Origin of the sequence: Peribacillus sp. V2I11, from assembly GCF_030817135.1 — a bacterium.
In the GTDB taxonomy this organism is placed as follows: Bacteria; Bacillota; Bacilli; order Bacillales; family DSM-1321; genus Peribacillus; species Peribacillus simplex.
On sequence record NZ_JAUSYW010000001.1, the window covers coordinates 4,294,082 to 4,319,013 of the forward strand.

General features: G+C 41.8%; 30 protein-coding genes and 2 pseudogenes. 22 read left to right on the forward strand and 10 right to left on the reverse strand.

The features are described 5' to 3' along the window. Window positions 1-12: 12 nt before the first annotated feature. Together QFZ73_RS21005 and zwf are read right to left on the reverse strand one after the other, a co-directional pair. Window positions 13-185: pseudogene (locus tag QFZ73_RS21005) on the reverse strand (asparagine synthase). A 480-nt stretch (window positions 186-665) separates the two neighbouring features. Then, a complete protein-coding gene (zwf, locus tag QFZ73_RS21010; protein WP_251434911.1) occupies window positions 666-2,165 on the reverse strand; it encodes a glucose-6-phosphate dehydrogenase in 1,500 nt (499 codons plus the stop codon). A gap of 229 nt (window positions 2,166-2,394) precedes the next feature. Here zwf and rnz point away from each other — a divergent pair, with 229 nt between their 5' ends. The 5 genes and pseudogenes from rnz (at window position 2,395) to QFZ73_RS21035 (ending at window position 7,258) form a co-directional block, all read left to right on the forward strand. Then, window positions 2,395-3,336, forward strand: a complete 942-nt coding sequence (rnz, locus tag QFZ73_RS21015) for a ribonuclease Z (RefSeq protein WP_251434914.1) — start codon at window positions 2,395-2,397, stop codon at window positions 3,334-3,336. A gap of 64 nt (window positions 3,337-3,400) precedes the next feature. Next, window positions 3,401-4,219 (forward strand): squalene/phytoene synthase family protein, encoded by an 819-nt coding sequence (locus tag QFZ73_RS21020; protein WP_251434917.1) that lies wholly within the window; start codon window positions 3,401-3,403, stop codon window positions 4,217-4,219. 208 nt (window positions 4,220-4,427) lie between these two features. After that, a pseudogene (locus QFZ73_RS21025) lies at window positions 4,428-5,425 on the forward strand (ABC transporter substrate-binding protein). 32 nt (window positions 5,426-5,457) lie between these two features. After that, window positions 5,458-6,489, forward strand: a complete 1,032-nt coding sequence (locus QFZ73_RS21030; RefSeq protein WP_063233126.1) for an ABC transporter permease — start codon at window positions 5,458-5,460, stop codon at window positions 6,487-6,489. Next, window positions 6,464-7,258: an ABC transporter ATP-binding protein gene (locus QFZ73_RS21035; RefSeq protein WP_251434923.1), complete on the forward strand. Its 795-nt coding sequence runs from the start codon at window positions 6,464-6,466 to the stop codon at window positions 7,256-7,258. Before QFZ73_RS21030 ends, QFZ73_RS21035 begins: the two co-directional genes overlap by 26 nt. A gap of 149 nt (window positions 7,259-7,407) precedes the next feature. On the opposite strand, the gene QFZ73_RS21040 is transcribed toward QFZ73_RS21035, so the two are convergent. After that, window positions 7,408-7,959 (reverse strand): MerR family transcriptional regulator, encoded by a 552-nt coding sequence (locus QFZ73_RS21040; RefSeq protein ID WP_251434926.1) that lies wholly within the window; start codon window positions 7,957-7,959, stop codon window positions 7,408-7,410. A gap of 285 nt (window positions 7,960-8,244) precedes the next feature. Here QFZ73_RS21040 and QFZ73_RS21045 point away from each other — a divergent pair, with 285 nt between their 5' ends. Further along, window positions 8,245-8,676 carry a VOC family protein gene (locus QFZ73_RS21045; RefSeq protein ID WP_251434931.1) on the forward strand — a complete coding sequence of 144 codons (432 nt, stop codon included), beginning with the start codon at window positions 8,245-8,247 and terminating at the stop codon, window positions 8,674-8,676. Between the two features lie 103 nt (window positions 8,677-8,779). On the opposite strand, the gene proC is transcribed toward QFZ73_RS21045, so the two are convergent. Continuing rightward, window positions 8,780-9,625, reverse strand: coding sequence for a pyrroline-5-carboxylate reductase (gene proC / locus QFZ73_RS21050; protein ID WP_251434933.1), 846 nt, complete (start codon window positions 9,623-9,625; stop codon window positions 8,780-8,782). A gap of 510 nt (window positions 9,626-10,135) precedes the next feature. Between proC and QFZ73_RS21055 the strand changes: the two genes are divergently transcribed. From QFZ73_RS21055 to QFZ73_RS21070, 4 genes are all read left to right on the forward strand, one after another. After that, window positions 10,136-11,104: an MBL fold metallo-hydrolase gene (locus QFZ73_RS21055; RefSeq protein WP_251434935.1), complete on the forward strand. Its 969-nt coding sequence runs from the start codon at window positions 10,136-10,138 to the stop codon at window positions 11,102-11,104. A 22-nt stretch (window positions 11,105-11,126) separates the two neighbouring features. Beyond that, window positions 11,127-11,918, forward strand: coding sequence for an SDR family NAD(P)-dependent oxidoreductase (locus tag QFZ73_RS21060; protein WP_251434937.1), 792 nt, complete (start codon window positions 11,127-11,129; stop codon window positions 11,916-11,918). Between the two features lie 151 nt (window positions 11,919-12,069). Then, window positions 12,070-12,372 (forward strand): hypothetical protein, encoded by a 303-nt coding sequence (locus QFZ73_RS21065; RefSeq protein ID WP_307270305.1) that lies wholly within the window; start codon window positions 12,070-12,072, stop codon window positions 12,370-12,372. Further along, complete coding sequence (locus QFZ73_RS21070) at window positions 12,318-12,596, forward strand: hypothetical protein (RefSeq protein ID WP_307270308.1); 279 nt, start codon at window positions 12,318-12,320, stop codon at window positions 12,594-12,596. Before QFZ73_RS21065 ends, QFZ73_RS21070 begins: the two co-directional genes overlap by 55 nt. An 80-nt stretch (window positions 12,597-12,676) precedes the next feature. On the opposite strand, the gene QFZ73_RS21075 is transcribed toward QFZ73_RS21070, so the two are convergent. Further along, on the reverse strand, window positions 12,677-13,336 hold the full coding sequence (locus QFZ73_RS21075; protein ID WP_251434941.1) for a C40 family peptidase: 660 nt from the start codon (window positions 13,334-13,336) through the stop codon (window positions 12,677-12,679). A gap of 414 nt (window positions 13,337-13,750) precedes the next feature. On the opposite strand from QFZ73_RS21075, the gene QFZ73_RS21080 reads away from it, so the two are divergent. From QFZ73_RS21080 to QFZ73_RS21090, 3 genes are all read left to right on the forward strand, one after another. After that, window positions 13,751-15,010 (forward strand): Y-family DNA polymerase, encoded by a 1,260-nt coding sequence (locus tag QFZ73_RS21080; protein ID WP_307270313.1) that lies wholly within the window; start codon window positions 13,751-13,753, stop codon window positions 15,008-15,010. Window positions 15,011-15,036: 26 nt separating this feature from the next. Further along, window positions 15,037-15,369 (forward strand): YolD-like family protein, encoded by a 333-nt coding sequence (locus QFZ73_RS21085; RefSeq protein ID WP_101222486.1) that lies wholly within the window; start codon window positions 15,037-15,039, stop codon window positions 15,367-15,369. A gap of 180 nt (window positions 15,370-15,549) precedes the next feature. Next, window positions 15,550-15,873, forward strand: a complete 324-nt coding sequence (locus QFZ73_RS21090) for an iron-sulfur cluster biosynthesis family protein (RefSeq protein ID WP_251434944.1) — start codon at window positions 15,550-15,552, stop codon at window positions 15,871-15,873. A gap of 43 nt (window positions 15,874-15,916) precedes the next feature. On the opposite strand, the gene QFZ73_RS21095 is transcribed toward QFZ73_RS21090, so the two are convergent. Continuing rightward, complete coding sequence (locus tag QFZ73_RS21095) at window positions 15,917-16,816, reverse strand: alpha/beta hydrolase (protein WP_251434946.1); 900 nt, start codon at window positions 16,814-16,816, stop codon at window positions 15,917-15,919. Between the two features lie 129 nt (window positions 16,817-16,945). Here QFZ73_RS21095 and QFZ73_RS21100 point away from each other — a divergent pair, with 129 nt between their 5' ends. Both QFZ73_RS21100 and QFZ73_RS21105 read left to right on the forward strand, forming a co-directional pair. Further along, window positions 16,946-17,206, forward strand: a complete 261-nt coding sequence (locus QFZ73_RS21100; protein WP_063233136.1) for a YqkE family protein — start codon at window positions 16,946-16,948, stop codon at window positions 17,204-17,206. A gap of 157 nt (window positions 17,207-17,363) precedes the next feature. Continuing rightward, the gene (locus tag QFZ73_RS21105) at window positions 17,364-17,801 is read left to right on the forward strand and encodes a MarR family winged helix-turn-helix transcriptional regulator (protein ID WP_251434948.1); all 438 of its coding nucleotides are present in this window, start codon (window positions 17,364-17,366) and stop codon (window positions 17,799-17,801) included. A gap of 59 nt (window positions 17,802-17,860) precedes the next feature. On the opposite strand, the gene QFZ73_RS21110 is transcribed toward QFZ73_RS21105, so the two are convergent. After that, the gene (locus QFZ73_RS21110; protein WP_251435007.1) at window positions 17,861-18,286 is read right to left on the reverse strand and encodes an Ohr family peroxiredoxin; all 426 of its coding nucleotides are present in this window, start codon (window positions 18,284-18,286) and stop codon (window positions 17,861-17,863) included. A gap of 100 nt (window positions 18,287-18,386) precedes the next feature. Between QFZ73_RS21110 and QFZ73_RS21115 the strand changes: the two genes are divergently transcribed. Further along, window positions 18,387-18,536, forward strand: a complete 150-nt coding sequence (locus QFZ73_RS21115; protein ID WP_251434950.1) for a hypothetical protein — start codon at window positions 18,387-18,389, stop codon at window positions 18,534-18,536. A 49-nt stretch (window positions 18,537-18,585) separates the two neighbouring features. Here QFZ73_RS21115 and QFZ73_RS21120 read toward each other — a convergent pair whose 3' ends face one another. Both QFZ73_RS21120 and mciZ read right to left on the reverse strand, forming a co-directional pair. Beyond that, window positions 18,586-19,494 (reverse strand): aldo/keto reductase, encoded by a 909-nt coding sequence (locus QFZ73_RS21120; protein WP_307270326.1) that lies wholly within the window; start codon window positions 19,492-19,494, stop codon window positions 18,586-18,588. A 56-nt stretch (window positions 19,495-19,550) separates the two neighbouring features. Beyond that, window positions 19,551-19,712: a Z-ring formation inhibitor MciZ gene (mciZ, locus tag QFZ73_RS21125; RefSeq protein WP_251434954.1), complete on the reverse strand. Its 162-nt coding sequence runs from the start codon at window positions 19,710-19,712 to the stop codon at window positions 19,551-19,553. A gap of 75 nt (window positions 19,713-19,787) precedes the next feature. Here mciZ and QFZ73_RS21130 point away from each other — a divergent pair, with 75 nt between their 5' ends. After that, window positions 19,788-20,339: an NUDIX hydrolase gene (locus QFZ73_RS21130; protein ID WP_307270328.1), complete on the forward strand. Its 552-nt coding sequence runs from the start codon at window positions 19,788-19,790 to the stop codon at window positions 20,337-20,339. Next, window positions 20,340-21,521 (forward strand): endonuclease Q family protein, encoded by a 1,182-nt coding sequence (locus QFZ73_RS21135; protein ID WP_251434958.1) that lies wholly within the window; start codon window positions 20,340-20,342, stop codon window positions 21,519-21,521. Window positions 21,522-21,558: 37 nt separating this feature from the next. Here QFZ73_RS21135 and QFZ73_RS21140 read toward each other — a convergent pair whose 3' ends face one another. Further along, window positions 21,559-22,122 (reverse strand): GNAT family N-acetyltransferase, encoded by a 564-nt coding sequence (locus QFZ73_RS21140; RefSeq protein ID WP_251434961.1) that lies wholly within the window; start codon window positions 22,120-22,122, stop codon window positions 21,559-21,561. A gap of 138 nt (window positions 22,123-22,260) precedes the next feature. On the opposite strand from QFZ73_RS21140, the gene spoIIM reads away from it, so the two are divergent. The 4 genes from spoIIM (at window position 22,261) to xerD (ending at window position 24,772) form a co-directional block, all read left to right on the forward strand. Then, window positions 22,261-22,908: a stage II sporulation protein M gene (spoIIM, locus tag QFZ73_RS21145; RefSeq protein ID WP_034308157.1), complete on the forward strand. Its 648-nt coding sequence runs from the start codon at window positions 22,261-22,263 to the stop codon at window positions 22,906-22,908. Window positions 22,909-23,027: 119 nt separating this feature from the next. Further along, entirely contained in the window at window positions 23,028-23,477 is a 450-nt protein-coding gene (gene fur, locus QFZ73_RS21150) for a ferric iron uptake transcriptional regulator (protein WP_034311309.1), read from the forward strand. Window positions 23,478-23,645: 168 nt separating this feature from the next. Next, window positions 23,646-23,873 carry a YqzK family protein gene (locus QFZ73_RS21155; protein WP_251434963.1) on the forward strand — a complete coding sequence of 76 codons (228 nt, stop codon included), beginning with the start codon at window positions 23,646-23,648 and terminating at the stop codon, window positions 23,871-23,873. Between the two features lie 5 nt (window positions 23,874-23,878). Then, window positions 23,879-24,772 carry a site-specific tyrosine recombinase XerD gene (xerD, locus tag QFZ73_RS21160; protein ID WP_251434965.1) on the forward strand — a complete coding sequence of 298 codons (894 nt, stop codon included), beginning with the start codon at window positions 23,879-23,881 and terminating at the stop codon, window positions 24,770-24,772. Window positions 24,773-24,932 lie beyond the last annotated feature (160 nt).

The following is a 24,932-nucleotide window of genomic DNA, read 5'->3' on the forward strand; positions in this document are numbered from 1 at the left end:
CCTCTTTTTTCACTATCTCCGATGCTCTACCAGGTCAATGACCCTAATACAACATGTGCCAAACCGAAACCAAAAACCGTATTAGCTACCATTTTGTTTGAGCCCCGGGTCTGCTTCATTGCATAACCCGCAGCTGTCACGTCTGTGCCCAACGCTGTTGGAATTAATCCTTCACGAATGTCCATCGTTTAATCCCTCCACATCGAAGTTAGTGGTGCCGTCACTGGTAAGTGTAACCTTAGCACTTTTTCAATAAAGAGATCAAAAGGGTAAAAATGAACTAGTTGTAAATAGTGCCAATTAATTTACCTTTTTTAGGGAAAACATAGTATGATGTATGTCATTCATCCTTGCTTTTTAGGTTTAAACACCTGCGGAAAAAGGAATATAAACATTGAAAGAGATGGACGGACTGTAGGATACAGTAGGCAGAAAGAAGAGAGAAGGAGCGGATGACTTATGTTCATCATCTGGTGGGCTGTAGCCATTTTTATATTTTTCATTGCCTTAGAATCTGGTGTTTCATTTTGGTTTAATTCAGAAATAGAGAAAGATCTGTCTAAGCCCAAGGAAATGTTTGATATTATCCGGGATAAATTGCTGAGGAAGAGTGTTTCATGAATGAAAAAAGGGATGCAGATTCAAATCTGCGTCCCTTCTTCATTTCAATCATCATTATTTTCGTTTTTCTTGACTTGCCACCAAATATGTCCATCTTCTTCCAGGAGTTCATCGGATGCAAGTGGACCTGTGGATCCCGCTTCATAGTTAGGGAAGGACTCGTCTTTAGTGTTTTCCCATGCATTGGAAATGGTATCCACGAACTTCCATGAGAGGGCAACCTCGTCCCAGTGCGTAAAGTTTGTAGCATCCCCGCGCATACTGTCAAACAATAGCTTTTCATATGCCTCGGGAGAATTGATGTGTTCGATCCCTTTGTTTGAGACGGTCAGCTTCATTGGCTTTGTATTGGATGTCGTCCCGGATTTCTTAACATTTAAGTATAGTGTGATACCTTCGTCAGGCTGGATATTGATAACGAGAAGATTCGGGTTCAGCGTTTCTTCCGTTTTATAATACAGATTCATTGGGATATCTTTGAATTGAACAACGATATTCGTTGATTTGACATCCATTCTCTTACCGGTACGGATATAAAAAGGAACACCGGCCCATCGGAAGTTATCAATCATCAATTTACCCGCAACATAGGTCTCTGTGTTGGATTCGGGATTTACGTTATGTTCATTGCGGTAGGCCGGAAGTGTTTGACCGCCTATCGTTCCTTCACCATACTGGCCACGGACGAAGTATTGATTGACTTCGTCCACTTTCATTGGTCGAAGTGAACGCAATGCCCGCACTTTTTCGCTTCGAATCTCTTCTGTCGTCAAAGCGATCGGGGGTTCCATGGCAAGCAAGGCCACCATTTGCAGCAGATGGTTTTGGACCATATCCCTTAGGGCACCGCTGGTTTCGTAATAACGTCCACGTTCTTCAACGCCGAGTGTTTCGCTTGAAGTAACCTGGATGTTGGATATATATCTGTTATTCCAAAGCGGCTCGAATAGGGCATTGGAAAAACGTATGACCTCAATATTTTGTACCATTTCTTTACCTAAATAATGATCGATACGGTAGATTTCATCTTCGGCGAATGCAGTTCGAATCTGCTCATTCAATTTTTGTGCTGTTTCGAAACTGTGTCCAAATGGCTTTTCTATGACCAAGCGCTTATATCCATTCGTATCAGTCAGGCCTTGAGCTTTAATCTGTTCGGCAATCGTTCCGAAAAACTCAGGTGCCATCGCCAAATAGAAGATCCGGTTTCCTTCTAATTGATATTGTCCGTCTAATTTTTTGGCAATGTCTTTTAATTGCAGGTATGATTCCGAACTGGAGACGTCATGGGAGTGATAATGGAAATGGGAAATGAATTCGTCGACCTTTTCTTCCGCATGTCCGAACGTAAGTATCGAGTCCTTGACACTTGTTTGGAACTCCTCGTTCGTCAATGGCCTCCTCGCCACTCCAACGACGGCGAACTTATTGATTTTCTCTTTTTGAAATAGTCGATATATGGAAGGAAACAATTTCCTTTTCGCTAAATCTCCGGTAGCACCAAAAATCATGATCAATGCTGTGGGTTTATTATTTTCTGTCATGTTAAAACCTCAACTTTCCGTTAAATCTGTCTATAAAGTTGGAATTCCCCGTATGTGTACCAATTTCTAATTTTACGTTTAGCTTTCCCTCAAAGCAATCAATTTGCGCATTTTTTCTCATATTTCATTAAAATTTTAATTTGGTTTTGGTTTTAATGGGTCATAAATGAAAGAGCACCTTGGTTATGCTATAGTTAAGTCATAAAGTATTTGCAACGGAGGTAGTATCGTGGATTTCGTTTTATTGGGTACAGGCGCTGGCGTTCCGGCTAAAGCGCGTAATGTGACATCAATCGCCCTTCAATTATTGGAAGAGCGAGGGACGGTTTGGTTATTCGATTGTGGGGAAGCAACACAGCATCAAATTTTAAAAACGGCGGTCAAACCGCGAAAGGTTGAAAAAATTTTCATCACCCATTTACATGGTGACCACATCTTCGGGCTCCCTGGATTTTTAAGCAGCAGATCTTTTCAGGGCGGTGTGGAGAAATTGACTGTATATGGTCCACAAGGCATAGATGCATTTATTAAGACGAGCTTACAGGTGAGTGGAACTCATTTAAAATATCCCTTGGAAATCATCGAAATAGAGGAAGGCACAGTGTTTGAGGACGAACAATTCACGGTGATGGCCATGTCGCTTGATCATGGCATTTACAGCATCGGTTACCGGATCGTGGAAAAAGATCGTCCGGGAAGCTTACTGGTTGACCGGCTGCGGTCCGAAGGTGTGAAGCCGGGGCCGCTTTTTAAAGCATTGAAGAACGGACAAACGGTCTGTCTCGACGATGGCCGTGTCTTAAATGGGAAGGACTACCTCAGTGCCCCGCAAAAAGGCCGGATCATCACGATTCTTGGTGATACAAGAATGTGCAGCAATGCTCTCATTCTTGCTGAATCGGCGGATTACCTAGTTCATGAAGCTACTTTTTCGGCGGAAGAATCTGAATTGGCTTCAGCCTATTATCATTCGACCACCGTTCAGGCTGCAGAAACGGCTTTGAAAGCGGGTGCCAAGCATCTAATCCTTACCCATATCAGCTCACGGTATACTCCGGAGGATGCTGAGAGGTTAAGAGGGGAAAGCGAAGCGATCTTTTCAAACACGATAATGGGTGAAGATCTAATGGCAATTAAAGTTCCTTTATATTCAGAGGAATCGGGAAGCTGAAATCAAAGCCGATGTTTGATATAATTAATCAATTGTTTCATTGGAGACTTAAAGGAGTGTAAATATGACTGATAATAGTGACCTACATACTAAAGCAATGGATTTTCTCTTGAAAACTAGCAGGACTTTTTTCATTCCAATCAGCTATCTTCCAAAGGGATTACAAGAGGCCATTGGAGCAGCATACCTTTGCATGCGCGCCATCGATGAAATCGAGGATCATCCCGCTCTTCCAGCAAATAATAAGGTTTCCCTGTTACAGGCTCTTAGTGAGCTGCTTGAGGATGATTACAGGGAAGAAGATCTTCAATCGTTATTTGAACCATATAAGGATGTTCTGCCCGAAGTGACCCTGCTTCTTTCGGACTGGGTTGAATTTTGTCCTCCCGGTGCAAAAGCCAAGGTCTTGGAGTCGACAAAGGAAATGGCCGAAGGCATGGCAAAATGGGTTACTAAGGACTGGCAAATCCATAATGAAGAAGAGCTCGATGATTACACATATTATGTTGCAGGTTTAGTGGGAGTCATGCTGTCTGATATGTGGAACTGGTACGATGGAACCGAAACGGACCGAGAACTGGCCATCGCATTTGGCCGTGGACTCCAAACAGTCAATATCCTGCGTAACCGTGAGGAAGATGCAGAACGTGGTGTGAACTTTTATCCGGATGGCTGGGGTTTCGACGAGATGCTTGCCCATACGGAACATAATCTTGCATTAGCAGATGCGTACATTGGAGAAATTGAAACGAAAGAGATCATCCAATTCTGTAAAATACCCTTGGAATTGGCAAAAGCCACATTGAAGGCCCTAAAAGAAGGCAAAGAAAAAATTGATCGTGCTACAGTTACCGAAATTGTCAGCCAGGTTGTCGAACACTGATTTTTCATAAAGCTGCTGTGAAAGTTTACCATACCTTTCACAGCAGCTTTTTTCATGTTTCACATGCAGAACTCAAAAAATTCTAAAAAGTTAAAAAATATATTGGAATAATTGGGACTAAACGATTATAATTTAGGACATAAAAGCGAAAAGGCTGGCTTCGCTAGAAAAAACATAATCTTAAATAAGAAAAAAGCGGGGGGAAAATATGAAAAAGAAATTATATTCAACTGCAGCTATGACATTAGTCGCAGGTTTATTATTGGCTGGGTGTGGAAATGACAAGGAAAAAGATGCGGCAAAGGATGAAAGCGGAAAGGATACCTTCAATATCGGGGTATCACAAATCGTTCAGCATGATTCCCTGGATCAGGCATATGAAGGCTTCCAGGCGGCATTGAAGGATAGTGACATCAATGCCAAATATGATCTTCAGATTGCACAGGGTGACCAAAATAACAGTCAGACGATTGCCAATAACTTCGTTGGGGATAAAGTGGATCTGATATTTGCGAATTCCACGCCCAGTGCTCTAAGTGCTTTAAATGCGACCAAGGATATTCCAATCGTTTTTACATCGGTTACCGATCCTGTATCGGCGGAGCTTGTTACTTCTTTGGAAAAACCAGGCGGAAATGTGACGGGTACGACGGATTCCCATCCTGAAGCCATTGCTAAGTCAATGAAATTCCTAGCGGAAGAACTTGGCGCCAAAACAATTGGGACTGTTTATAATACAGGGGAGCAAAATTCAGTCGTCCAAATAAAAAATGTGAAAGCGGAAGCGAAAAAAGCAGGATTGAAAGTCGTGGAAGCATCCGTTTCGACTTCAGCGGAGGTTAAACAGGCAGCGGAATCATTAATCGGAAAAGCGGATGCTTTCTATATCATTACGGATAATACAGTTGTCTCGGCACTGGAATCGGTCATTTCTGTAGCAGATGATCAAGATATCCCATTGTTTGTTGGCGAGCTTGATTCCGTGATAAAGCTGGTGGTTTTGCAGCCTATGGCTTCAGTTACTATGATATTGGTTATGAAGCGGGGCAAAAAGCGGTTGAAATCCTTAAGGATGGTAAAAAACCTGGAGATATCCCGGTTCAATATCCACAAAAACTGAAATTGGTCATCAATGAAAAAGCAGCAAAAGATATGGGTGTTGAAATAAAAGAAGAATGGAAAGCAGATGCTGAGTTTGTAAAATAAACTCTGCTTTTGTTCGGGGAAGGAAGAAAAAAATGTTCTCAGCCTTATTCAACTCTTTTGAGTCGGGAATGATTTATGCGATCATGGCACTTGGTGTCTATTTAACATTCAGGATTCTCGACTTCCCGGATATGACAGTGGAAGGCAGTTTTGTGACAGGGGCCTCTGTTGCCGCCATTATGATCGTTAACGGTTTCTCGCCGATCGTTGCCACGTTGAGTGCGATGGTGGCCGGGTTCATCGCTGGGACGATAACGGGGTTCCTGCATACGAAAGGGAAAATCAATCCTCTTTTGGCAGGTATCTTAATGATGATCGCGCTCTACTCGATCAATTTGAGGATCATGGGTGCATCCAACATTCCGTTGCTTTCTCAAACAACCATTATCACGAATATCCAGGATGCCTGGGCTGCCACCGGGCTGGACAATTTGTTGAATGGTCTTTTATCATTTGTGGGTCTCGGTGACAGCCTGCCAAAAACGTGGGCAATATTAATCGTTATGCTGATTGTGGCTGTAGTCATCCAAGCTGGAATGTCAGCTTTTTTAAAAACGGAAATTGGTCTTGCTCTACGGGCGACTGGTGATAATGAAGCCATGGTCAAGAGTTTTTCCGCCCATACCGGCAACATGAAGATCCTGGGGCTTGCAATCGGAAATGCACTAGTGGCTTTCTCGGGATCCTTGGTTGCCCAATATAACGGTTTTAGCGATATAGGAATGGGTATTGGAATCATTGTCATCGGATTGGCATCCGTCATTATCGGTGAGGCTTTATTTGGTGCAAAAACGATTGCACGTGCGACGCTTGCGGTCATTGGAGGGGCGATCATTTACCGAATCGTCGTAACTTTGGCACTTCGCGTAGAATTCCTTGAAACAGGTGATGTTAAATTAATTACGGCACTTATTGTGGTCGGGGCACTTGTCATTCCTAAAATTTCCGATAAACAAAAGGAAAAAGGCCGGAAGAAAAGGCGGCTTAAAGAAATACAGATGCGTCATGATGGGACTTTATCGAAAGGGGGGGAAGAATATGCTTCGATTAAATCAGATTTATAAGGTCTTCAATGAGGGAACACCAGATGAAAAGCTAGCCCTTGGAAATCTGGAACTGCAGATGACAAAAGGTGAATTTGTAACAGTCATCGGAAGTAATGGAGCAGGTAAATCGACGTTGATGAATATGATTTCCGGTAAGATTCTCCCTGATGCCGGTGAAGTCATCATCGATGGTGAAAACGTATCGGCAATTGAAGAACATGCCCGTGCTAAAATGATTGGACGCGTTTTTCAGGATCCAATGCTGGGTACGGCACCACATATGACGATTGAAGAAAATATGGCGATTGCCTATGGCAGAACCAATAGAAGAGGGTTAGGCTTTGGGGTGACAAAAAAACGGAAAGAACTTTTTAAAGAATGTTTGGGTACCCTTCATTTAGGCTTGGAAAACCGGATGACTGCAAAAGTGGGATTATTATCAGGAGGGGAGCGCCAGGCACTATCATTGCTGATGGCGACGTTCACCGACCCTAAAATCCTGCTTCTTGATGAACATACAGCAGCACTTGATCCTTCACGGGCAGAGCTCGTTACAAGTCTGACGAAGGAAATCGTCGAAAAGAACCAGTTAACGACGTTAATGGTGACTCATAATATGCAGCAGGCAATCGATCTTGGGAATTCCTTGATCATGATGGATAAGGGACAGATCATTTTTGAAGCTAGAGGCGCTGAAAAGCAGAAGCTAACCGTCGAAAAACTGCTTAACGAATTCCAGCGAATCAAAGGTGAAAAAATGCTCAATGACCGTGCAGTTTTGATTTAAGATGATGAAAAGGCCCGACCCAAGTGAGATTAATCTTGGGTCAGGGCCTTTTTATTTTGGGGTAATTAATCAGGTCAGGTTCTATTACTGAAGAAATGCTTGGCATAAGAAAATGGCTATCGTGGGGTGCTCATGAACGATCTTGAATGTTAATCGCTGTCGGCTGTGCTCCATGATGAACTATCGTTCTTTTTGTTTCCAAAAATCATTTTTATGAATGGCCTTTTCTTCGTCTTTTTAGTGGCAGCAGCTTCTTCAGCCGCGAGGAAATAATCAAATGGCTGACCCATTGGTGTTTCTAACGCTTCGATACGGGCTTCGAGCTTCTTAACGAGTTTGTGCATTTCTTCCATTTCACTTCTGTGCTGTAAAAGCTGATAGGATACAACGTCGTCCGCTTTTGTTTTCAGTCCATTTTCAAGCCTGATGATCCGTTCAAGCAGTTGATCATGTTCTTTATTCGGTTCGGAGTGTTTCTGGATGGTTGCTTTTCTAATCTTTTTCTCTGAGATGCTGACCTTTTGGAGAATGATGCCCTCGTTCAGCTGATCTTGGATTTTTCTCAATAATGCAATGTCTTCATCCGAAAACTGGTAGTGGCCAAGTTGATTCCTTTCTACTTCCATGTTCAATTGGGTGACCCAGCGTTGAATCGTACTATGGGAAACATTCAGTAACCGGGCAACTGCACTTGTATTCATCGAGATTCCCCCTTTTGGTTGTTGAATTCGATAAGTATGAGGGAATTCCTTTACAGATGACAAAACATGTATTCATTCGGCAAAGAAAGTGGAATTCCTACGTAATTTGCATGGAGAGCAATTCAAGGTGGTATTCCCCTTGGATGCTCCTCATGCAAATGGTGAGCGTTGTTAGGAACTTTAAGAAGCATTTGTGATGTGTGGCTTGATGGTCAATCTAGCTAAAAAAGGAAAAGTGATTCAGATGTCGAATTACCCTTAAAACATGGAAAAAGGAGGACTAGTATGAACAGGATCAACATTATAACTTTAGGTGTCAGGGATATTCCTGAATCATTAAGGTTTTACCGGGACGGGTTGGGGTTCCATACATCGATTAAAGAGGACGAACCCGCAATCGTTTTTTTTAATAATGCCGGAACGAAACTTGCTTTGTATCCTTTAGAGGAGTTAGCAAAAGACATCAATGAGAAAGAACCGCCTAAGAAAAATGGTTTCCCGGGTCTTACACTCGCTTATAATGCTAAATCAATTGAAGAAGTGGATGATGTGATCAACAAGGCTGAAAAGGCTGGGGGAACAATCGAGAAATCTCCTCAGGATGTTTTTTGGGGAGGATACAGCGGATATTTTTCAGACCCCGATGGTTACTATTGGGAGGTTGCGTATTCGAAGGATTGGAGTTTTGATGAAAATGATATGCTGATTATAAAGTAACGCTCACACCGGAAGGATTACCCCTTATAAGAAGTCCGGATCATAAAAAGGGCTGTTGCCTTGCCACTGCCGTACGGGAGTGGCCAGGCAACAGCATGCGCTCTTACTGTGAAACTACATATTTGGCTAGTTCTTTACTTATTTGATCGCCCATTCGCTTTGATTGCTCCGTCGCTTCTTGTACACAGGCAATGAATGCTTCTTCCACTTGATGTGCTTGAAGTGCTTTCAGACCTGCTTCAGTCGTTCCGCCTGGTGAAGTTACTTCCTTTCTTAGTACGGCAGGCGTTTTAGGTGATTTCTGTAACATATCGGCCGCGCCCATCAGTGTCTGGAGAATCAATTGCTTAGCGGTTTCGGAATCGAGACCTATTTTTTCTGCTGATTTTTCCAATGCCTCGACCAAGTAATAAATATAAGCCGGACCGCTGCCTGATAAGCCTGTTACCGCATCCAGCTGGGTTTCGTCGACGACTGCCACCGTACCTACCGTTTCGAAAAGGGTAATCGCCGTTTGTAATTGCGATTCTTTCGTATGACAGTTAGCCGCAAGGGCCGTTGCTGATTTTCCTACAGCTGCCGATGTATTAGGCATGGCACGGACGATCGAGAACCGCTTGTTGGCGATTCCTTCCAAGCTTGTTGTATGAACCCCGGCAACAACGGAAATGAACATCATTTCTTCACGAATGTATTCTTTTATTGATTGCATCGTTTCTAAAATATCTTTCGGTTTCACCGCCAGTACGACAAGGTTTGCATCCTGTACTAATAGCTGCAGCGATCTTGTGGCAGTTACACCATATTGGTTCTTTAAATAATCGAACCGATCATCATTTGATTTATTTGTTACAAAAATATTTGCTGGTTCAATTACCTGTTGGGTCACCAGCCCCGAAATAATTGCTTCTGCCATCGATCCAGCTCCGATAAACGCGATTTTTTTCATATTTTCCGCTCCTTTTTCTTTTAAATTTCGGCCTTTTTTTGAAAAACAAAAAGACCCCTCATCCAATAAAGGACGAAAGGTCTGCTTCCGTGGTACCACCTTTGTTCAACTTTTCCATTATAAATAAACAGAAAAGCTGCACTTGAATCCTCTAACGCGGGAATTACGTCAGGTTTTCCTGAAGGCTCATAAGGTAGGTTCAATAATGAGGGGGCGATGAAGCCTTTCAGCACATTCCGAGCTTCACTCTCTTTACGCCATCAATAATTTACTTGGCCTTAATCAAAGCCACGCCGTCTTTAATTACTTGTGATTATGAAGGATATATCAGTACTCTGTCAATGATAATATATGCATGGACGATAAAAAATAGACATGAATTATGTGAAAATAATGACAGTAATTAAAAATACATGTAAAATGGTAATTATACATGATAAGTATACTTAGAATCCTGTTTAGCGTATAAAAAGATTTATATAAATATAATTTTCTAAGGTGGAAAAGATTATGGCGAATTGGAATGGAGATATTGCAAAAATTGCTTTGCCCACACCGTTTGCAGTGGGTGATGTGAATGTTTATGTAGTTAAAGGGGATGCTTTAACGTTAATCGATACTGGAGTGAAAACAAAACGATCAAAGGAAGCCTTGACTAACGGACTTGGGGATTTGGGTCTGAAACTGACTGATATCGAACAAATCATTTTAACCCATCATCATCCTGATCATGCTGGTGCGCTCGATTTCTTTGAAAAGGAAATCCCGGTTTATGGACACAAAAACAATCAGCGCTGGCTGACTATCAGTGATGATTTCCTTGAAACCCATAATCGTTTTTTCCTTGATTATGCCAAAAAGTTCGGAGTGGCAGAAGAGTTGAAAAATAAACTGATCCATAACCGCGACGAAATCCGTTTCCTTAGTGAACGGAAGCTGCATGGATATTTGGCTGAGGGGGATGAGCTTCCTGGTCTTCCAGGCTGGAAAGTGATCGAGACTCCAGGTCATGCTCAAAGCCATTTATCCTTTTACCGGGAAAGTGACGGGGTCATGATCGCTGGCGATCACTTGCTTGCCAAGATTTCACCTAATCCATTAATGGAACCACCTTTACTTCCTGGAGGCATGAGGCCTCGTCCGTTACTGCAATATAATGCATCACTTCAGAAATTATTGGATTTTTCCATATCCACTGTTTACTCCGGACATGGATCTGAAGTGGAAGGAGATGCTGTTGCCGACTTGATTCAATATAGATTCGAGCGGCAGCATAACCGTGCCATGCAGGTGAAAAGCATGCTTCAAGATAAGCCTTTATCGGCATTTGAAGTGTGTCAGCAGCTGTTTCCGAAAGTATACCTTCAGGAAGTGGGCCTGACACTTTCGGAAACGGTCGGTCAGCTGGACTATTTAGAAGACTTGGGTGAAGTCCAAACAGAAATCCAATCAGGGGTCATTCTGTATTCAATCGCTTAATGTTCGCAAGGAGGCCACTTTTTTGAATAAGTTGCAAGGCAAAGTTATTGTTATTACCGGTGCTTCCGGAGGGATTGGCAAGGAAGTTGCCATTCAAAGTGCAAAGCAGGGAGGCCGTCTCGTCCTCTTGGCCAGAAGCATGGATAAATTATTGCTGCTAAAGAATGAACTGATCACCCAATATGGGATTGATGCATATGCCTATAAGCTTGACGTTGCAGACACTGATCAGGTGACTAATGTATTTAATGACATCCATGCGCAAATTGGTGAAGTGGATGTGTTGGTTAACAATGCTGGTTTCGGCACGTTTAAAGAAGCGCAGGATACGGAATTGAATGAAACGAAAGTAATGTTTGCTGTCAACGTCATTGGATTAATGGCCTGCACAAAACTGGTTCTTCCGTATATGAAGCAGAGAAAATCGGGGCATATCATCAATATCGCTTCACAGGCCGGGAAAATCGCCACTCCTAAATCAACATTGTACTCATCGACCAAGTTCGCAGTTCTTGGCTATTCAAACGCACTTCGGCTCGAGCTGATGGAAGATCATGTTTTTGTGACCACCGTCAATCCTGGCCCAATAGAAACGAATTTCTTTAACATTGCGGATGAATCAGGTACATACTTAAAGAACGTTGAAAAATTCATGCTTAAGCCTGGAGATGTCGCTACTAAAATCGTAGCGGCTATGCTGACCAATAAGAGGGAAATCAATCTCCCTGGCTGGATGAATTTAGCTGGGAAATGGTATAACATGTTTCCGAAGATCACCGAAACATTAGGGAAAAAAGCATTTTTTAAAAAGTAGGCTAGTTCAAAAAGGCGAAAGATGGTCTAATAATAGGCAAAGGGGAATGTCGATGACATTCCCCTTTTTTATGAAATAACGGAAGTTTTATTCTGAATAAATTGGTAACTATTTTCATGGAGAATCCGTCTATTTCTTAGGAGGGATTTTCATGAAGATGATTGTAAACCTTTATATATATATAATTGTTGCCTTTATTCTGGTCAGCTGTCAATCCACTGATTGGAACATGGATGAAGCCATAGATAAGGGGGAAGAAGGTTTCATTACGGATCTTGACGATAAAAGGATTTTGATTAAAGGGACGTACTATAAGGTGGCCAATGATACATATATTCAAGATCAACATGGTAATGACCTCGATTTCTCTGACCTGGAAATCGGGATGAAAGTGAAACCATGGCATCGGGGCGGGGTGAAGAAATCATTCCTGGGAAAGCGGAAGCGGAATTGATTCTTGTTTCGACGGATGAAAAAAGCTTAGCCGAACAAAGGGCGGTCACTGCTGCCCTCGATCATGTCAGCAAATCGGAAAGCCAGCGATTCATGGTTCTCGATGTCGTCCATTTACCCTTAGAGCATGTTTATAATATCGAAATGATGAATCGTTCCAACTTGGACTCTTCATTCATGGTGACAGTCGAGGATTTAACGGATGAAATATTATATATAAAATAAAAAAACCGGATGAATCACTTTGATTCTGTCCGGTTTTTTTATGGGATTTCACTCACAAGGATGAGCTCATGTCCTGGATTTTATAAAGTTTTCGCACCTAAATATTTTGGTTTCCAATAAGGATTATCCATATCCGTGATGGTTATTCCTTTTGAAGACGTAGCACTAATGAATTGACCATTTCCGATATAGATCCCAACATGGGATACTCCTGTTCTTCCAGAAGAAGTATCAAAGAATACAAGATCACCTTTAGCTGGTGATGATACTTTTAAACCTGTATTGGAATAGAGCAATGATGTTGTACGCGGTAAGGTAATTCCTTGAGATTTCTGGAATACGTAATAGACGAAGCCTGAGCAGTCGAATCCAGTTGGTGTTGTCCCGCCCCATTTATAGGGTTTGCCTATTAAGGTTTTTGCATAGCTGATCAAGCTTGTATTATTGACATTATAAACACCAAGCGCATTAAATGTGCCCCGGCCGGCAATTCCGTCGACAGTTAACCCTTTGGCTTTTTGGAATTTTTTTACTGCGGATACAGAATAGGTACCATAATATGTAGTCAGTGAACCTGAATATGTGAAATAACCTTTGGTTTTTAAAAGTTGTTGTAGTTGTTTGACATCACTATGTGTCATTCCGGGTCTGAGGGTTTGGTCTCCAATATTGGCAAAGGCTTGCAGTGGGGTTAGCATCATGGCAGATGCAACAGCAGCTGAAGCGATCCATTTCTTCATAATTTTCATTTCCTCTCTATCTATCTCTCTATTATTCTTAACAATATTATCCTACAATACCATTATGACAATTTGACATAATTTTGGTTACAGTTTCATTACAAAAAATGAGTAGTAAGACTAAAGATTAAATAGACGAAAGTCTGTTGAAAAGGGTGAAGGAATTTTAAAAAACTAAGCATAAGGATCCATTGAAAATTATTCAAGCTACCAATTGATTCTTTTTAAAAAAACTATTTGGATTTATAGTATAAATTTGCTATATTACCCATTTTAAGTATCTATTATATTTTTCAAGGAAATTACAATAAAAAGTAGAAATTTGTATGAAAACTTCCATTGAATAAGAACGTATATTCGGTTAAAGTTATGAATATAATAAAAGCGAACGTATATTCTTGTTAGGGTGAAGAAATGATGGATTATGGGACGATGCCGAAACAATCAATTATGTGTATCGATATGAAAAGTTTTTATGCAAGCTGTTCAGCGGTCATGCTTGGTCTGGACCCGCTTGATTGTTATTTGGCGGTGGTTGGTGATTTGAAGAGGACAGGGAGCATTGTGCTTGCGGCTTCTCCAAAGATGAAGAAGGAATTTGGCATCAAGACAGGTTCGCGGATGTTTGAGATCCCGAATGATCCGAGGATTGTGGTCGTTGAACCTAAAATGGCGACCTATTTAAGGGTCTCGACGGAAATCACCCGCTTGTTCAACCGTTATGTGCCCAAAGAAGCGATTCACGTATATAGTGTGGACGAAAGTTTTGTGAAAGTCGATGGTGCCGCTTCTTTATGGGGAGATGCCCGGATGATAGCTGAAAAGATAAAAGATGAAATCGAACGGGAATTACAGCTCCCCTGTGCCATTGGAATTGGACCGAACATGCTTATGGCAAAACTTTGCCTTGATTTGGAAGCCAAACATAAAGGGATTGCAGAATGGAAGTATGAGGATGTGCCAAGCAAACTTTGGCCGATTTCCCCGCTTCGTGAAATGTGGGGGATCGGCAGGCGCGTAGAAAAAACCCTTCATGGAATGGGAATATTTACGGTTGGGCAGCTTGCCAATTATGATCTTGAATTACTTGAAGCGAAGTTTGGAATTATGGGCAATCAGCTTTACCACCATGCGTGGGGAATAGATTTATCCGATATGGGGGCAGCGATCATCGAAGGGCAGGTGAGCTTCGGCAAAAGTCAAATCCTGCTGCGGGATTATAAGGAGGAGCATGAGGTAAAGCAGGTCATGTTGGAAATTTGCGAAGAAGTTGGAAGAAGGGCACGCACCCATCGCAAGGCAGGAAGGACGGTTAGCCTAAGCATTGGTTACAGCAAGGATGAGTTTGGCGGAGGTTTCCATCGTTCGCGTTCGATTAGCGAACCGACCAACATTACGCTGGAGTTATATAAAGTGTGCCTGGAGCTTTTTCATGAGAACTATAAGCAAAAAACGGTTCGGAGCATAGAGGTCAGACTCTCGAATATTGTGGATGATAACGAAATGCAGCTGACTTTATTCGATGCTTCGCGCTGGAAGAAGCGGGAATTGAGTTACACGGTGGATCGAATCCGCCATAAATATGGAGCCAAATCTTTATTGCGTGCAGTTTCGTATACGGAAGCGGGTACAGCCGTTCACCGAAGCAGGCTGCTTGGTGGGCATAAGGCGTAAGGTTGACTTTGAAGGGAGGGAAAAGAATGATTCGTGATCGCGGCCGTATCAAATGGACATCGATGATGTTGCCGGAGCATGTGAAGATGCTTCGGGATTGGGTGGTGGAAGATGGCTATGAAACGAAGCGTATCCTGGATGAGCAGCAACTGGAAGAAATGAATGCGGTAATGGGGGAAGCGATGGAGGAAAGAAAGGATGTCACGATTGCTCATTATGAAGGAAACCGGTATCAGCTGTTAATCGGCAGGATCCATTATTATAATGAGCTCACCCAAAAGCTTCATATCGTTGATCGGTTTCAGCAGGCTCACTATATCAGGCTTTCCGATATAGCCGATGTAAGGATAATGGAATGATAGCGGAAGGGCTGTTCCAAGGGGGCAGCCTTTCATTTTCGAAACAGCATTTGCTAGCACGAATGAAGAAAATGATATCGTGTGGGCTGATCTTGCAGAAGGAAGCAGGCAGTTTCTTTAACAGAAGCGTTTTTATCGTTTATAATGGGGGAATGCAAAGACATCGGGAGGCGTGCAATCATGTATATTGAATGGACGGAAACAGCGGCTGAGAAAATAGCCGGAAAGGTACAGGGACAAGAAGGATATTTACAGTTGAAATATGATACTGATGGCTGTGGCTGCGTGGTAAGTGGTGTGACGGCGCTATGGTGGGTCAACGAACCTGAAGAAGGTACCGAAAAAGTGGAAACAAACGGAATTCCTCTATATGTAGAGAAATCAAAAATGATTTTTCTTGATGAAGTCATGAAAATAGACTTTGTTCCGGAAGCGAACAGCTTTCAATTAAAAAGTCCGAATCAAATCTTAAATCCGAGGATGAGCTATTTTAATAAAATCTAAATGAAGCAAAGAGGGAATCTTGGATACCCTCTCTCTTTTCTTCTCAGACAAGTTTTAGAAACTGATCGATTTGATCTTCATATTCTTTTGGATTTTCATTATAAGATTGAGCGTGGGCCCCTTTTTTAGCGATGTAAAGCTGCTTTGGGCCCTCTTTTGCTGCATATAATTCCGCTGTCATGGAAGCGGGAATGAAACTGTCATTTTCACTATGGATGAAGAGCACGGGGTTTCGGATATTTTTCATATAATCGATTGGGGACACTTCATTGGTCCAATATCCATCACGGAGTTTGATGAACGTACGCCCAAGCGGAAACACGGTCCAAGAAGGAAGTGGGACTACATGCTTAAGCTGGTATTTGATCTGATCCTCGAAATTTGAAAATGGACAGTCGGCAATGTAAAAATCAGCACCATCTTCAAGCATTCCGGCATATAAAAGCAGGGTTACGGCCCCCATGGATTCTCCATGAATGCCAATATGAAGGTCGGGACCTTTACGTCTTTTCAATTCATCGATTACGGCCTTCAGGTCGAATTTTTCATAATGTCCATAACTGCTCGTCTTGCCACCGGAATCCCCATGCCGGCGGTGATCATAAATGATGGCATTGAAGCCCCGCTTAAGAAAAATATTCATGTACTTAATCGAATTGACTTTGTTCTCCGTCACACCATGAGAAATGACCACCCACTTATTGGTATCATGCGGTTCGATAAACAAGCATTTCAAGGAATATCCGGATGGTGACGATACCCAAATTTCCGTTTTAGGCAGATTATCAAAATCCTCCATGATCAGGCGTTTAGCCATGATTTCACGATTCTGGATAAAATCATCTTCCTTCTTTTTCATGTACATGATCCGATTGGAAAAATAAATGCCGACGCCGATGATATATGATAGGATTCCAGCCAGTGTAAACCACCATTTCTTCATGAAAGGTCCTCCTCGTTGATTTTCTTTATTTTACCATGAGGGAAATGGGAAAACACTGTTTGAAAACCATGACGAGGAAAACGGCAGTCGTGATATAATAATTTCATAAATGGCCAGGGGGTTTTAAGGATGAAAAAGAAACAGCAGCGAAATCAAAATCAAAGCAAAAGCCAAGATAAAGATTCATCTTCATTGAAACTTGGTGATATGATCAATCAAGATATCATGTCCCAGCTTCGTCAAAAGCAAAAGGAACTTAATGAGGCTGAACAAGAGAAAAGGGCAGCGGAAGAAGAAAAAAAACGCGAAGAAAGAAAGCGGCGGGAGAAGAATAAATCATTCGAAGAACTATTGGGTGAAAGCAATCTGAACTGGAAGAACTATAAATGAAGAGCAGGGAGCAGTTTTAAGAGGGCTTGCTCCCTTTTTCTGTTCAGGAAGACCATTCCTTGCTGATATTCCTTTATTTTATAAAGTATAACGATTATATTAAAGATAAGTTCGATATGCTTTCATATCGGATGGACTACTATTAGCTGGTGATATGATGCAAAGTAAAATAGAAAAAGTACTGGAAGACCAATTATGTTTCCTGCTTTATGCAAGTTCAAGGGAAATGACGAAGAAATATAAACCGCTGCTTGATAAACTCGAAGTGACATATCCTCAATATCTTGTTCTTCTTCTATTATGGGAACAGGATACACTTACAGTAAAAAAGCTAGGGGAGCTCCTTGCCCTCGACTCAGGAACGCTTACCCCCATGTTGAAACGAATGGAGCAGAATGGCTTGATTATCCGTGAACGTTCCACTGAAGATGAACGGTCTGTCATGATTAAGTTGACGGAAAAGGGACTTGGTTTACAGGAAGAGGCCTGTTTAATTCCCGATCGCATTTCGGCTATGTCGGGTGAGGATAAGAAGGTGGTTGAGGATTTAAAAGCTTCACTGATCCAACTATTGAAAACATTACAGAAATTTTAGCAAAGAGACGCTTGGGAACCCCAAGCGTCTTTTTGTCGGATATTCACGAAGAAGGTCCGTTAATCTACATCTATTTCAAAGGCGACGTCCACATTACCGTTGATTGCTTTTGAATAAGGGCACATTTGATGTGCTTTATGAACAAGGGTTTCGAATGTCTCCTTGTCGACCCCGGATCCCTTCACAGCCAAAGTTACAGCCAAGCTGTACTGATGCATCTCACCCATCAATAGGCTGACGCTTGCGGTGACTTTGGAATCGAAAGAAACGCGTTCAATTTTACCAACTGATTGCAAAGCACTATCAAAACATGCAGCATATCCAGCTGCAAAAAGCTGTTCCGGATTAGATGCTTCAGGCATCTGTTTAGCCCTTGGTGTTCCAGGCATCGCAATATCAACCGTGAAGTTGCCGTCAGCAGAAATTGCCGTTCCTTCTCTTCCGCCATCAACTGTTACAGACGTTGTAAATATTGTTTTTGTCATCATTTTTTTCTCCCTTACCTTCTTATTTTCAATTGTGTACAATTGAATTGTACAACATTGATTTTAGATTGTCCAATGAAAAAGTTGAAAAATCATTTGTATGAAGTTATCGATCAAAATTGGTTTGGAGAGGGATTGGAATTGGAATGATTGGAAACTTGAAAGCGGTACAGAAGCAGTATGGCGAAAAAACGATGGAACGGAAAAAGGCTGCCTATCACGTTGGTTAAACGGGGATAGTGCAGCCTAAAGGTCGTCCTGACATTCTTTTGAAACATTTAGTTATGGTCCTGTTCTTTTTAATCCCGGTGACTTTCATATTTGTTCGCTTTGGTCAACTGCTTCAAGATATCCAACTCGGTTTTGGACAGTGAAGGGCTGTTAGCGGCTTGGCAGTTCTCACGGAGCTGCTGTACTGAGCTTGCTCCAGGTACAACGGTAGCGACGCTAGGATGGGACAATACATATTGAAGAGCCGTTTCATTCAACTTCCTATCAGAAAGTTTGTCCTTTAATTGCGGAAGCAAATCTTTAAGTTCGTGATAGTTATAGTCAAGGTATCCATCCTCATTTGCCTTTTCAAGCATTTTTTCACTAAGCAATCCTTTGGCAAGGGGGCCACGGGCGATGATGCTGATCTGTTTGTTGGCCAAAAGGGACATCCACTCTTCTGGGCGGCGGTCAAGTAGATTAAACTGCATCATCACGGAATCAAGATCAGACTTTTCGGTGAATTCCTTGATTACATTCGGACGAATCGAGGAAATTCCATAATATCGGATATAGCCCTCTTTTTTCAAATCTTCAAATGCTTCTACCGTTTCTCCGATATTGTCTGAAATGGTGCCGCCATGTAACTGATAAAGATCAATATAATCAGTCCCCAATCGCTTTAAGCTATCTTTTACTGCCGTTTTAATATAAGTGCCAGATGGATCCCAGCTCCAGGCATCTTTATTTTCATTCCAGCGGTTTCCGACCTTGGTGGCTATGTATACCTTATCACGGACCGATTTTAAATTCTTTCCGACGATTTCTTCATTCATACCGAAATCATATAAGTCAGCAGTATCAAAATAATTGATTCCTTCATCTAAAGCGGCCTGTATGATTTCGGATGCCTGATTTTCAACAGTCCCCAATGACATGCATCCGAGCCCGATTTCAGAAACTAGCAAGTCTGAATTTCCTAGTCTGCGTGTTTTCATGTTATCCACTCCCTTTACATTCATTGTAAGGGAGAAATCCATTTCACTCAAAGAATTCACTTGATCCGTTTTAAAGAAGTGGGCGGCACCTGATCATGTATGTCGGCAATCCAATCATTGATATAGACATATTGATTTTGTAATTGTTTTAGTTTTTGAAGGATTTCCCAACTCTTTCCGGATAAAGTAACGCTTTTTTCCAATACGTAAACTTTCATTAAATCGCCCTCCATCTCTATTATGGTAAAATGTATGAGGAATCATGCTGCAATTAGAACAGAGGAGTGGTCAGGATGAAAAAATTTGAAGAAAAAACGCTGTCTTCGGAAAAAATCTTCACAGGAAAGGTAATCAGCCTGCAAGTGGATGATGTAGAGCTTCCTGATGGGAAAACGGGTAAACGTGAAATAATCAAACATCCGGGAGCGGTTGCCATCATAGCTCTCACGGCAGAAAATAAAATCATCATGGTTGAACAGTACCGTAAAGCGCTGGAGAGAAGCTTGGTGGAAATTCCTGCAGGAAAGCTGGAAAAAGGCGAAGAACCGGTTCTGTCGGCTGAACGGGAGCTGGAAGAGGAGACAGGTTATGAATGTGGAAAAATGGAGCACATCATATCATTCTATACATCCCCAGGTTTCGCCGATGAATTGGTCCACCTGTATGTGGCCCACAATTTGAAAAAGAAAGAAAATGCGGCCCCACTGGATGAAGATGAATTTGTCGAGATGCTTGAACTCACGTTGGAGGAAGCTCAAACTTACCTGGATGAAGGGAAGATCCAGGATGCCAAAACGGCATATGCAGTTCAGTATCTGCAGTTGAAAAAGGCGATGACATCATAAATGAAAGAGTTTTACGCTGACCTGCATATCCATATAGGCAGAACGAGAAGCGGAAGGGCCGTAAAAATAACAGGTGCTAAAACGTTAACCTTCAGCAATGTGCTGCAAGTGGCAAGTGAAAGGAAGGGTCTTGATCTAATCGGGATAATCGATTGCCATTCTCCTGAAATTATCGAAGAGATCGAAGCGGGGATTCTGGATGGCGAAATCACGGAAAAGCTTGAAGGCGGACTTCAATACAAGAATACAACCATCATTCCAGGCTCGGAGATTGAAATTTATGATCAGAATTGTAAGGGACCGATCCATGTCCTCGCCTATTTTCCCACTTTAAAAGCGATGAAGGACTTCTCCTCATGGATGAGCGGACATGTTAAAAATATCACCTTGAGCTCCCAAAGGATTTATTGTGATGGAAGAACGCTGCAAAAGATCGTTAAGTCACTGGGCGGCCTGTTTATCCCGGCACATGTTTTCACCCCATTTAAAAGCTTGTATGGAAAAGGGGTGCGATCCAGTCTGACAGAAGTATTCGATCCGAAGCTAATTGATGCCATCGAACTTGGTTTAAGTTCAGATACAGAAATGGTCAAGGATATCGAGGAGTTGGACTCCTATGTATTCGTGACAAATTCCGATGCGCATTCGCTTGGGAAAATCGCTCGTGAATATCAAAAAGTCCTGCTTGAAGAACCAAGTTTCAATGAGCTGGCAAAAGCCCTTAAAGAAAAAGGGAATCGTAAGGTGACTGTTAATTATGGATTGAACCCCTTATTGGGAAAGTATCATCAAACCGTATGTTCAGGGTGCTTACACCAGGTATTGAGGGATAGTGAACAATGTCCCGAATGTGGTAATAAATCCATTATTAAAGGGGTATCGTCCAGGATCGAAGAACTCTCCATTTCCGAGATGGAAGGAAGATACGGAAGGGAAAGGCCGCCATATATCCATCAAGTACCACTCGATTTCATCCCAGGACTCGGACCTAAATCCATGGAAAAACTGCTGGTGGCATTTGGAACAGAGATGAATATCCTTCATGAAGTTACGCTTGAACAGCTCATGGAAATCGTTCCTGAAAAATTGGCGGGCTACATCGATTCTGCCAGAAAAGGAACGCTTTCTTTTGAAGTGGGGGGCGGAGGAAAGTACGGAAAGGTCAAAAAGGAATTAACCTGAAAAAAAGTCCTGACAGATGAGATCTGTCAGGACTTTTTTAGTTTTTTGTTTTTGCATAAATGGAGGTGTCCCGTACTTCCTTGCCGTCTGCACTAAGGCAATCATTACGCAAAATTCCTTCAAGGGTGTACCCCAGCTTCTCGGGAATCCGGTTGCTGGCAATATTATTAGGGTCACAGCGGATTTCGACTCGTTTTGCGCCATAATGGTAAAAGGCGAATTTGGTTAACTTTTCCACTGCCTCCATCATGTAGCCCAGTTTACTGTATCTCGTATCAATCCAATAGCCAATTTCGAATTTAGGGATATCCCAGTTAATTCGGTGCAGACCAGTGGAACCGATGAATTGATCGTCTTCTTTCCTATAAATATGGAGTCTAATATCCTCTTTTAAAATAAAGTCCGCAAAGGACTTAAGGACGTTCTGTTCAGAAGTTTCCAAAGAAACATCTTGATGGGCAAACGGCAGCCACTGTTTCAATTCAGGTTTAGAATGGACAATGGCTTCGTGAACGTCCAGGCCATCGCCAGGCTGACAAGGTCTTAGATATAATCGTGGGGTTTCAATTTTTTCGGGAAAATCCATTAATATAGCTTTCATATCCTGCCTCCATATCATTGGTATGGAAAATTATAACATGAATTGGGTTCAAAGTGTTCGGCTGAGGGGTAAGTTTTCTTAGCATAAACGAGAGAGAGAAAACATAGATTCTAGTAAGCGGAGTTGGGAGGATGAAAGATGAAAAAAAAATCTGTCGTACAAAATGCCGTAATGAAACATATTAACGAACATTCCTCATTATATGTCTTTATCACTGTGCTTTTTTTGATGGGTGTCATTTTTGGGGCAATATTGGTGAATAGTTTGAGCTTTACCCAAAAGGAAGACTTGTTCTATTATTTATCGCAATTTTTCGGACAAGTATCCAAAGGTGAATTTGCATCTTCGCATGATATGTTCAGCCAAAGTATTATGCATAATATAAAATATATCGGGGTCATCTGGATTCTCGGAATATCGGTCATCGGTTTGCCTGTCATCCTGGTTTTGTTATTTATAAAAGGGATGGTTGTTGGATTCACAGTCGGCTTTTTAGTCAATCAAATGGGATGGAGCGGGTTCTTATTATCGTTTGTCGCTATTCTGCCCCAAAATATATTCATCGTCCCGATATTCATCGTAATAACTGTCCTTGCCGTCTCACTATCAATGAAAATGATCAGCCGGATTTTCCTTAAGCAGGTTCGTGAACCGCTGAAGCCGATAATTTCACGGTATATTTTCTCATTGGTTTTGTCGGGGTTATTTTTGATTACGGCTGCTGCATTTGAAGCGTACCTATCCCCTTCTTTAATGAAAAATGTCGTAAGTTTATTGGGTCATTAATGAAAATTTGCCGTTCGTGGAAATTTTTTTATCATTAACAAGAAATCTATTTTGACAGTTTTCCCTCTTTTGATATAATGGATAGGATAGCGGCGCGGGAGGGAATATTAGGTATGGAAATAGAAAACAGAATTGATAGGATAAAAAAGCAGTTACACTCGTCCAGCTACAAATTAACGCCTCAGCGAGAAGCGACCGTCCGCGTTTTACTTGAGCATGAAGAGGATCATTTAAGCGCAGAAGACGTTTACCTCCTTGTCAAAGAAAAGTCGCCGGAAATTGGATTGGCAACAGTTTACCGTACGCTAGAGTTGCTGACTGAATTGAAGATAGTAGATAAAATTAACTTTGGAGACGGGGTTTCCCGTTATGATTTAAGACAAGAAGGAGCTGCGCATTTCCATCATCATCTTGTTTGTGTGGAATGTGGTGCGGTAGATGAGATCCAGGAAGACCTACTTGAAGACGTAGAAGACATTGTGGAACGCGACTGGAACTTCAAGATAAAAGACCATAGATTAACCTTTCATGGCATTTGTCATCGATGTCATGACAAAGAAGAAAATTAAGGTGAATGAAGTCGGACCTTTTCCATTTAATGGAGAAGGTTTTCTGCATTTTAAAAGCCTATTTTCTCAAGTAAGAGCTGTTTTTGTTTTCTCCTTTCCGAAACACGTATAAAACTTGTCCCGTTGGGCATAGATTGATACAAAGGATCGAATGGGAGGGGAAAGATGATGAAAACATCATTATCGCTTGTTTTGCATACGGTTAAAGTGATGGTTCTCTTTGTTAGCTTCACTGTTCTTTTTTATATAGGAATGGTATGGTTAAATCAGGAATATCAAAGTTATCATCGTTATGATGAACCGAAAGGCATGGCTGTAAAGGTATCGAAGGCTGTTGATACGGGTGATGATGCATGGCTTGAACGCTTAATGTTGTTTTATTTAAACGGGGAGTAATGAATATGGAGAATCAAATTAGGGATTTCATTCATTTTTTAACCATTGAAAAAGGACTTGCCAAGAATACGCTCGTCTCGTATGAGCGTGACTTAAGATCATATTGGAGCTATCTGAAAGATGTCGAAACCATTGAAGATTGGAATGATTCACGGCGGGGGAACATCTTGCATTTTCTTGTGCATTTGAAGGATCAAGGGAAATCATCGAAGACGGTGGCGCGTCATATAGCCTCCATTCGGTCTTTTCATCAATTTCTTCTAAGGGAAAAAGTAACGGATCAGGATCCGTCCATACATATTGAAACGCCAAAACCGGAACGAAGCCTTCCAAAGGTATTAAGCATGGAAGAGGTTGAAGCACTATTGGAAGCCCCGAAGAAAATGGATGAATTTGGTTTGCGCGATAAGGCGATGCTAGAACTGATGTATGCGACGGGTATGCGTGTCAGTGAGTTGATATCCATGGATATGAGTGATGTCCATGCATCGATGGGTTTTGTCCGTTGTGTAGGGAAAGGGAATAAAGAGAGGATCATTCCGATTGGCCAAACTGCATTGGGAGCGATTGAACATTATATGGATAGTTCCCGGGGGAAAATGGCCAGCCCCAAGCACAGGACAGATTCACTTTTTTTGAATCATCATGGCAACAGGCTGACAAGGCAGGGATTTTGGAAGATTCTAAAAAAACTTGTAAAATCGGCACAAATAGAAAAAGAAATAACACCGCATACACTAAGACATTCTTTCGCGACACATCTATTGATGAACGGGGCTGATTTACGTGCCGTCCAAGAAATGCTGGGTCATGCGGATATTTCGACAACTCAAATTTATACACATATTACGAACGTACGGATCAAGGATGTTTATTCAAAATTCCATCCGCGAGCTTAAAAGAATAGTAGAATGATAGAGAGGTTGTGAATTTAACTGCGAGGCAGTTGAAGGAGCAGCCTTTTTTTCATCGTGGACTTTCCTGCTATAATGGCTGCTGATGATTCTTGCCACGTCAAATGGCACTTTGTTTCATTCCGAAATATATTATTTGTCTCCA

Excerpts from the sequence above, each read along its gene's own strand:
- zwf (WP_251434911.1), bottom strand. The coding sequence starts at position 2,165 with ATGACAGAAAATAATAAACCCACAGCATTGATCATGATTTTTGGTGCT.
- QFZ73_RS21020 (WP_251434917.1), top strand. The coding sequence starts at position 3,401 with ATGACTGATAATAGTGACCTACATACTAAAGCAATGGATTTTCTCTTG.
- QFZ73_RS21030 (WP_063233126.1), top strand. The coding sequence starts at position 5,458 with ATGTTCTCAGCCTTATTCAACTCTTTTGAGTCGGGAATGATTTATGCG.
- QFZ73_RS21035 (WP_251434923.1), top strand. The coding sequence starts at position 6,464 with ATGCTTCGATTAAATCAGATTTATAAGGTCTTCAATGAGGGAACACCA.
- QFZ73_RS21040 (WP_251434926.1), bottom strand. The coding sequence starts at position 7,959 with ATGAATACAAGTGCAGTTGCCCGGTTACTGAATGTTTCCCATAGTACG.
- QFZ73_RS21045 (WP_251434931.1), top strand. The coding sequence starts at position 8,245 with ATGAACAGGATCAACATTATAACTTTAGGTGTCAGGGATATTCCTGAA.
- proC (WP_251434933.1), bottom strand. The coding sequence starts at position 9,625 with ATGAAAAAAATCGCGTTTATCGGAGCTGGATCGATGGCAGAAGCAATT.
- QFZ73_RS21055 (WP_251434935.1), top strand. The coding sequence starts at position 10,136 with ATGGCGAATTGGAATGGAGATATTGCAAAAATTGCTTTGCCCACACCG.
- QFZ73_RS21065 (WP_307270305.1), top strand. The coding sequence starts at position 12,070 with ATGAAGATGATTGTAAACCTTTATATATATATAATTGTTGCCTTTATT.
- QFZ73_RS21070 (WP_307270308.1), top strand. The coding sequence starts at position 12,318 with ATGGCATCGGGGCGGGGTGAAGAAATCATTCCTGGGAAAGCGGAAGCG.
- QFZ73_RS21075 (WP_251434941.1), bottom strand. The coding sequence starts at position 13,336 with ATGAAGAAATGGATCGCTTCAGCTGCTGTTGCATCTGCCATGATGCTA.
- QFZ73_RS21080 (WP_307270313.1), top strand. The coding sequence starts at position 13,751 with ATGATGGATTATGGGACGATGCCGAAACAATCAATTATGTGTATCGAT.
- QFZ73_RS21085 (WP_101222486.1), top strand. The coding sequence starts at position 15,037 with ATGATTCGTGATCGCGGCCGTATCAAATGGACATCGATGATGTTGCCG.
- QFZ73_RS21090 (WP_251434944.1), top strand. The coding sequence starts at position 15,550 with ATGTATATTGAATGGACGGAAACAGCGGCTGAGAAAATAGCCGGAAAG.
- QFZ73_RS21095 (WP_251434946.1), bottom strand. The coding sequence starts at position 16,816 with ATGAAGAAATGGTGGTTTACACTGGCTGGAATCCTATCATATATCATC.
- QFZ73_RS21100 (WP_063233136.1), top strand. The coding sequence starts at position 16,946 with ATGAAAAAGAAACAGCAGCGAAATCAAAATCAAAGCAAAAGCCAAGAT.
- QFZ73_RS21105 (WP_251434948.1), top strand. The coding sequence starts at position 17,364 with ATGCAAAGTAAAATAGAAAAAGTACTGGAAGACCAATTATGTTTCCTG.
- QFZ73_RS21110 (WP_251435007.1), bottom strand. The coding sequence starts at position 18,286 with ATGACAAAAACAATATTTACAACGTCTGTAACAGTTGATGGCGGAAGA.
- QFZ73_RS21115 (WP_251434950.1), top strand. The coding sequence starts at position 18,387 with ATGAAGTTATCGATCAAAATTGGTTTGGAGAGGGATTGGAATTGGAAT.
- QFZ73_RS21120 (WP_307270326.1), bottom strand. The coding sequence starts at position 19,494 with ATGAAAACACGCAGACTAGGAAATTCAGACTTGCTAGTTTCTGAAATC.
- mciZ (WP_251434954.1), bottom strand. The coding sequence starts at position 19,712 with ATGAAAGTTTACGTATTGGAAAAAAGCGTTACTTTATCCGGAAAGAGT.
- QFZ73_RS21130 (WP_307270328.1), top strand. The coding sequence starts at position 19,788 with ATGAAAAAATTTGAAGAAAAAACGCTGTCTTCGGAAAAAATCTTCACA.
- QFZ73_RS21135 (WP_251434958.1), top strand. The coding sequence starts at position 20,340 with ATGAAAGAGTTTTACGCTGACCTGCATATCCATATAGGCAGAACGAGA.
- QFZ73_RS21140 (WP_251434961.1), bottom strand. The coding sequence starts at position 22,122 with ATGAAAGCTATATTAATGGATTTTCCCGAAAAAATTGAAACCCCACGA.
- spoIIM (WP_034308157.1), top strand. The coding sequence starts at position 22,261 with ATGAAAAAAAAATCTGTCGTACAAAATGCCGTAATGAAACATATTAAC.
- QFZ73_RS21155 (WP_251434963.1), top strand. The coding sequence starts at position 23,646 with ATGAAAACATCATTATCGCTTGTTTTGCATACGGTTAAAGTGATGGTT.
- xerD (WP_251434965.1), top strand. The coding sequence starts at position 23,879 with ATGGAGAATCAAATTAGGGATTTCATTCATTTTTTAACCATTGAAAAA.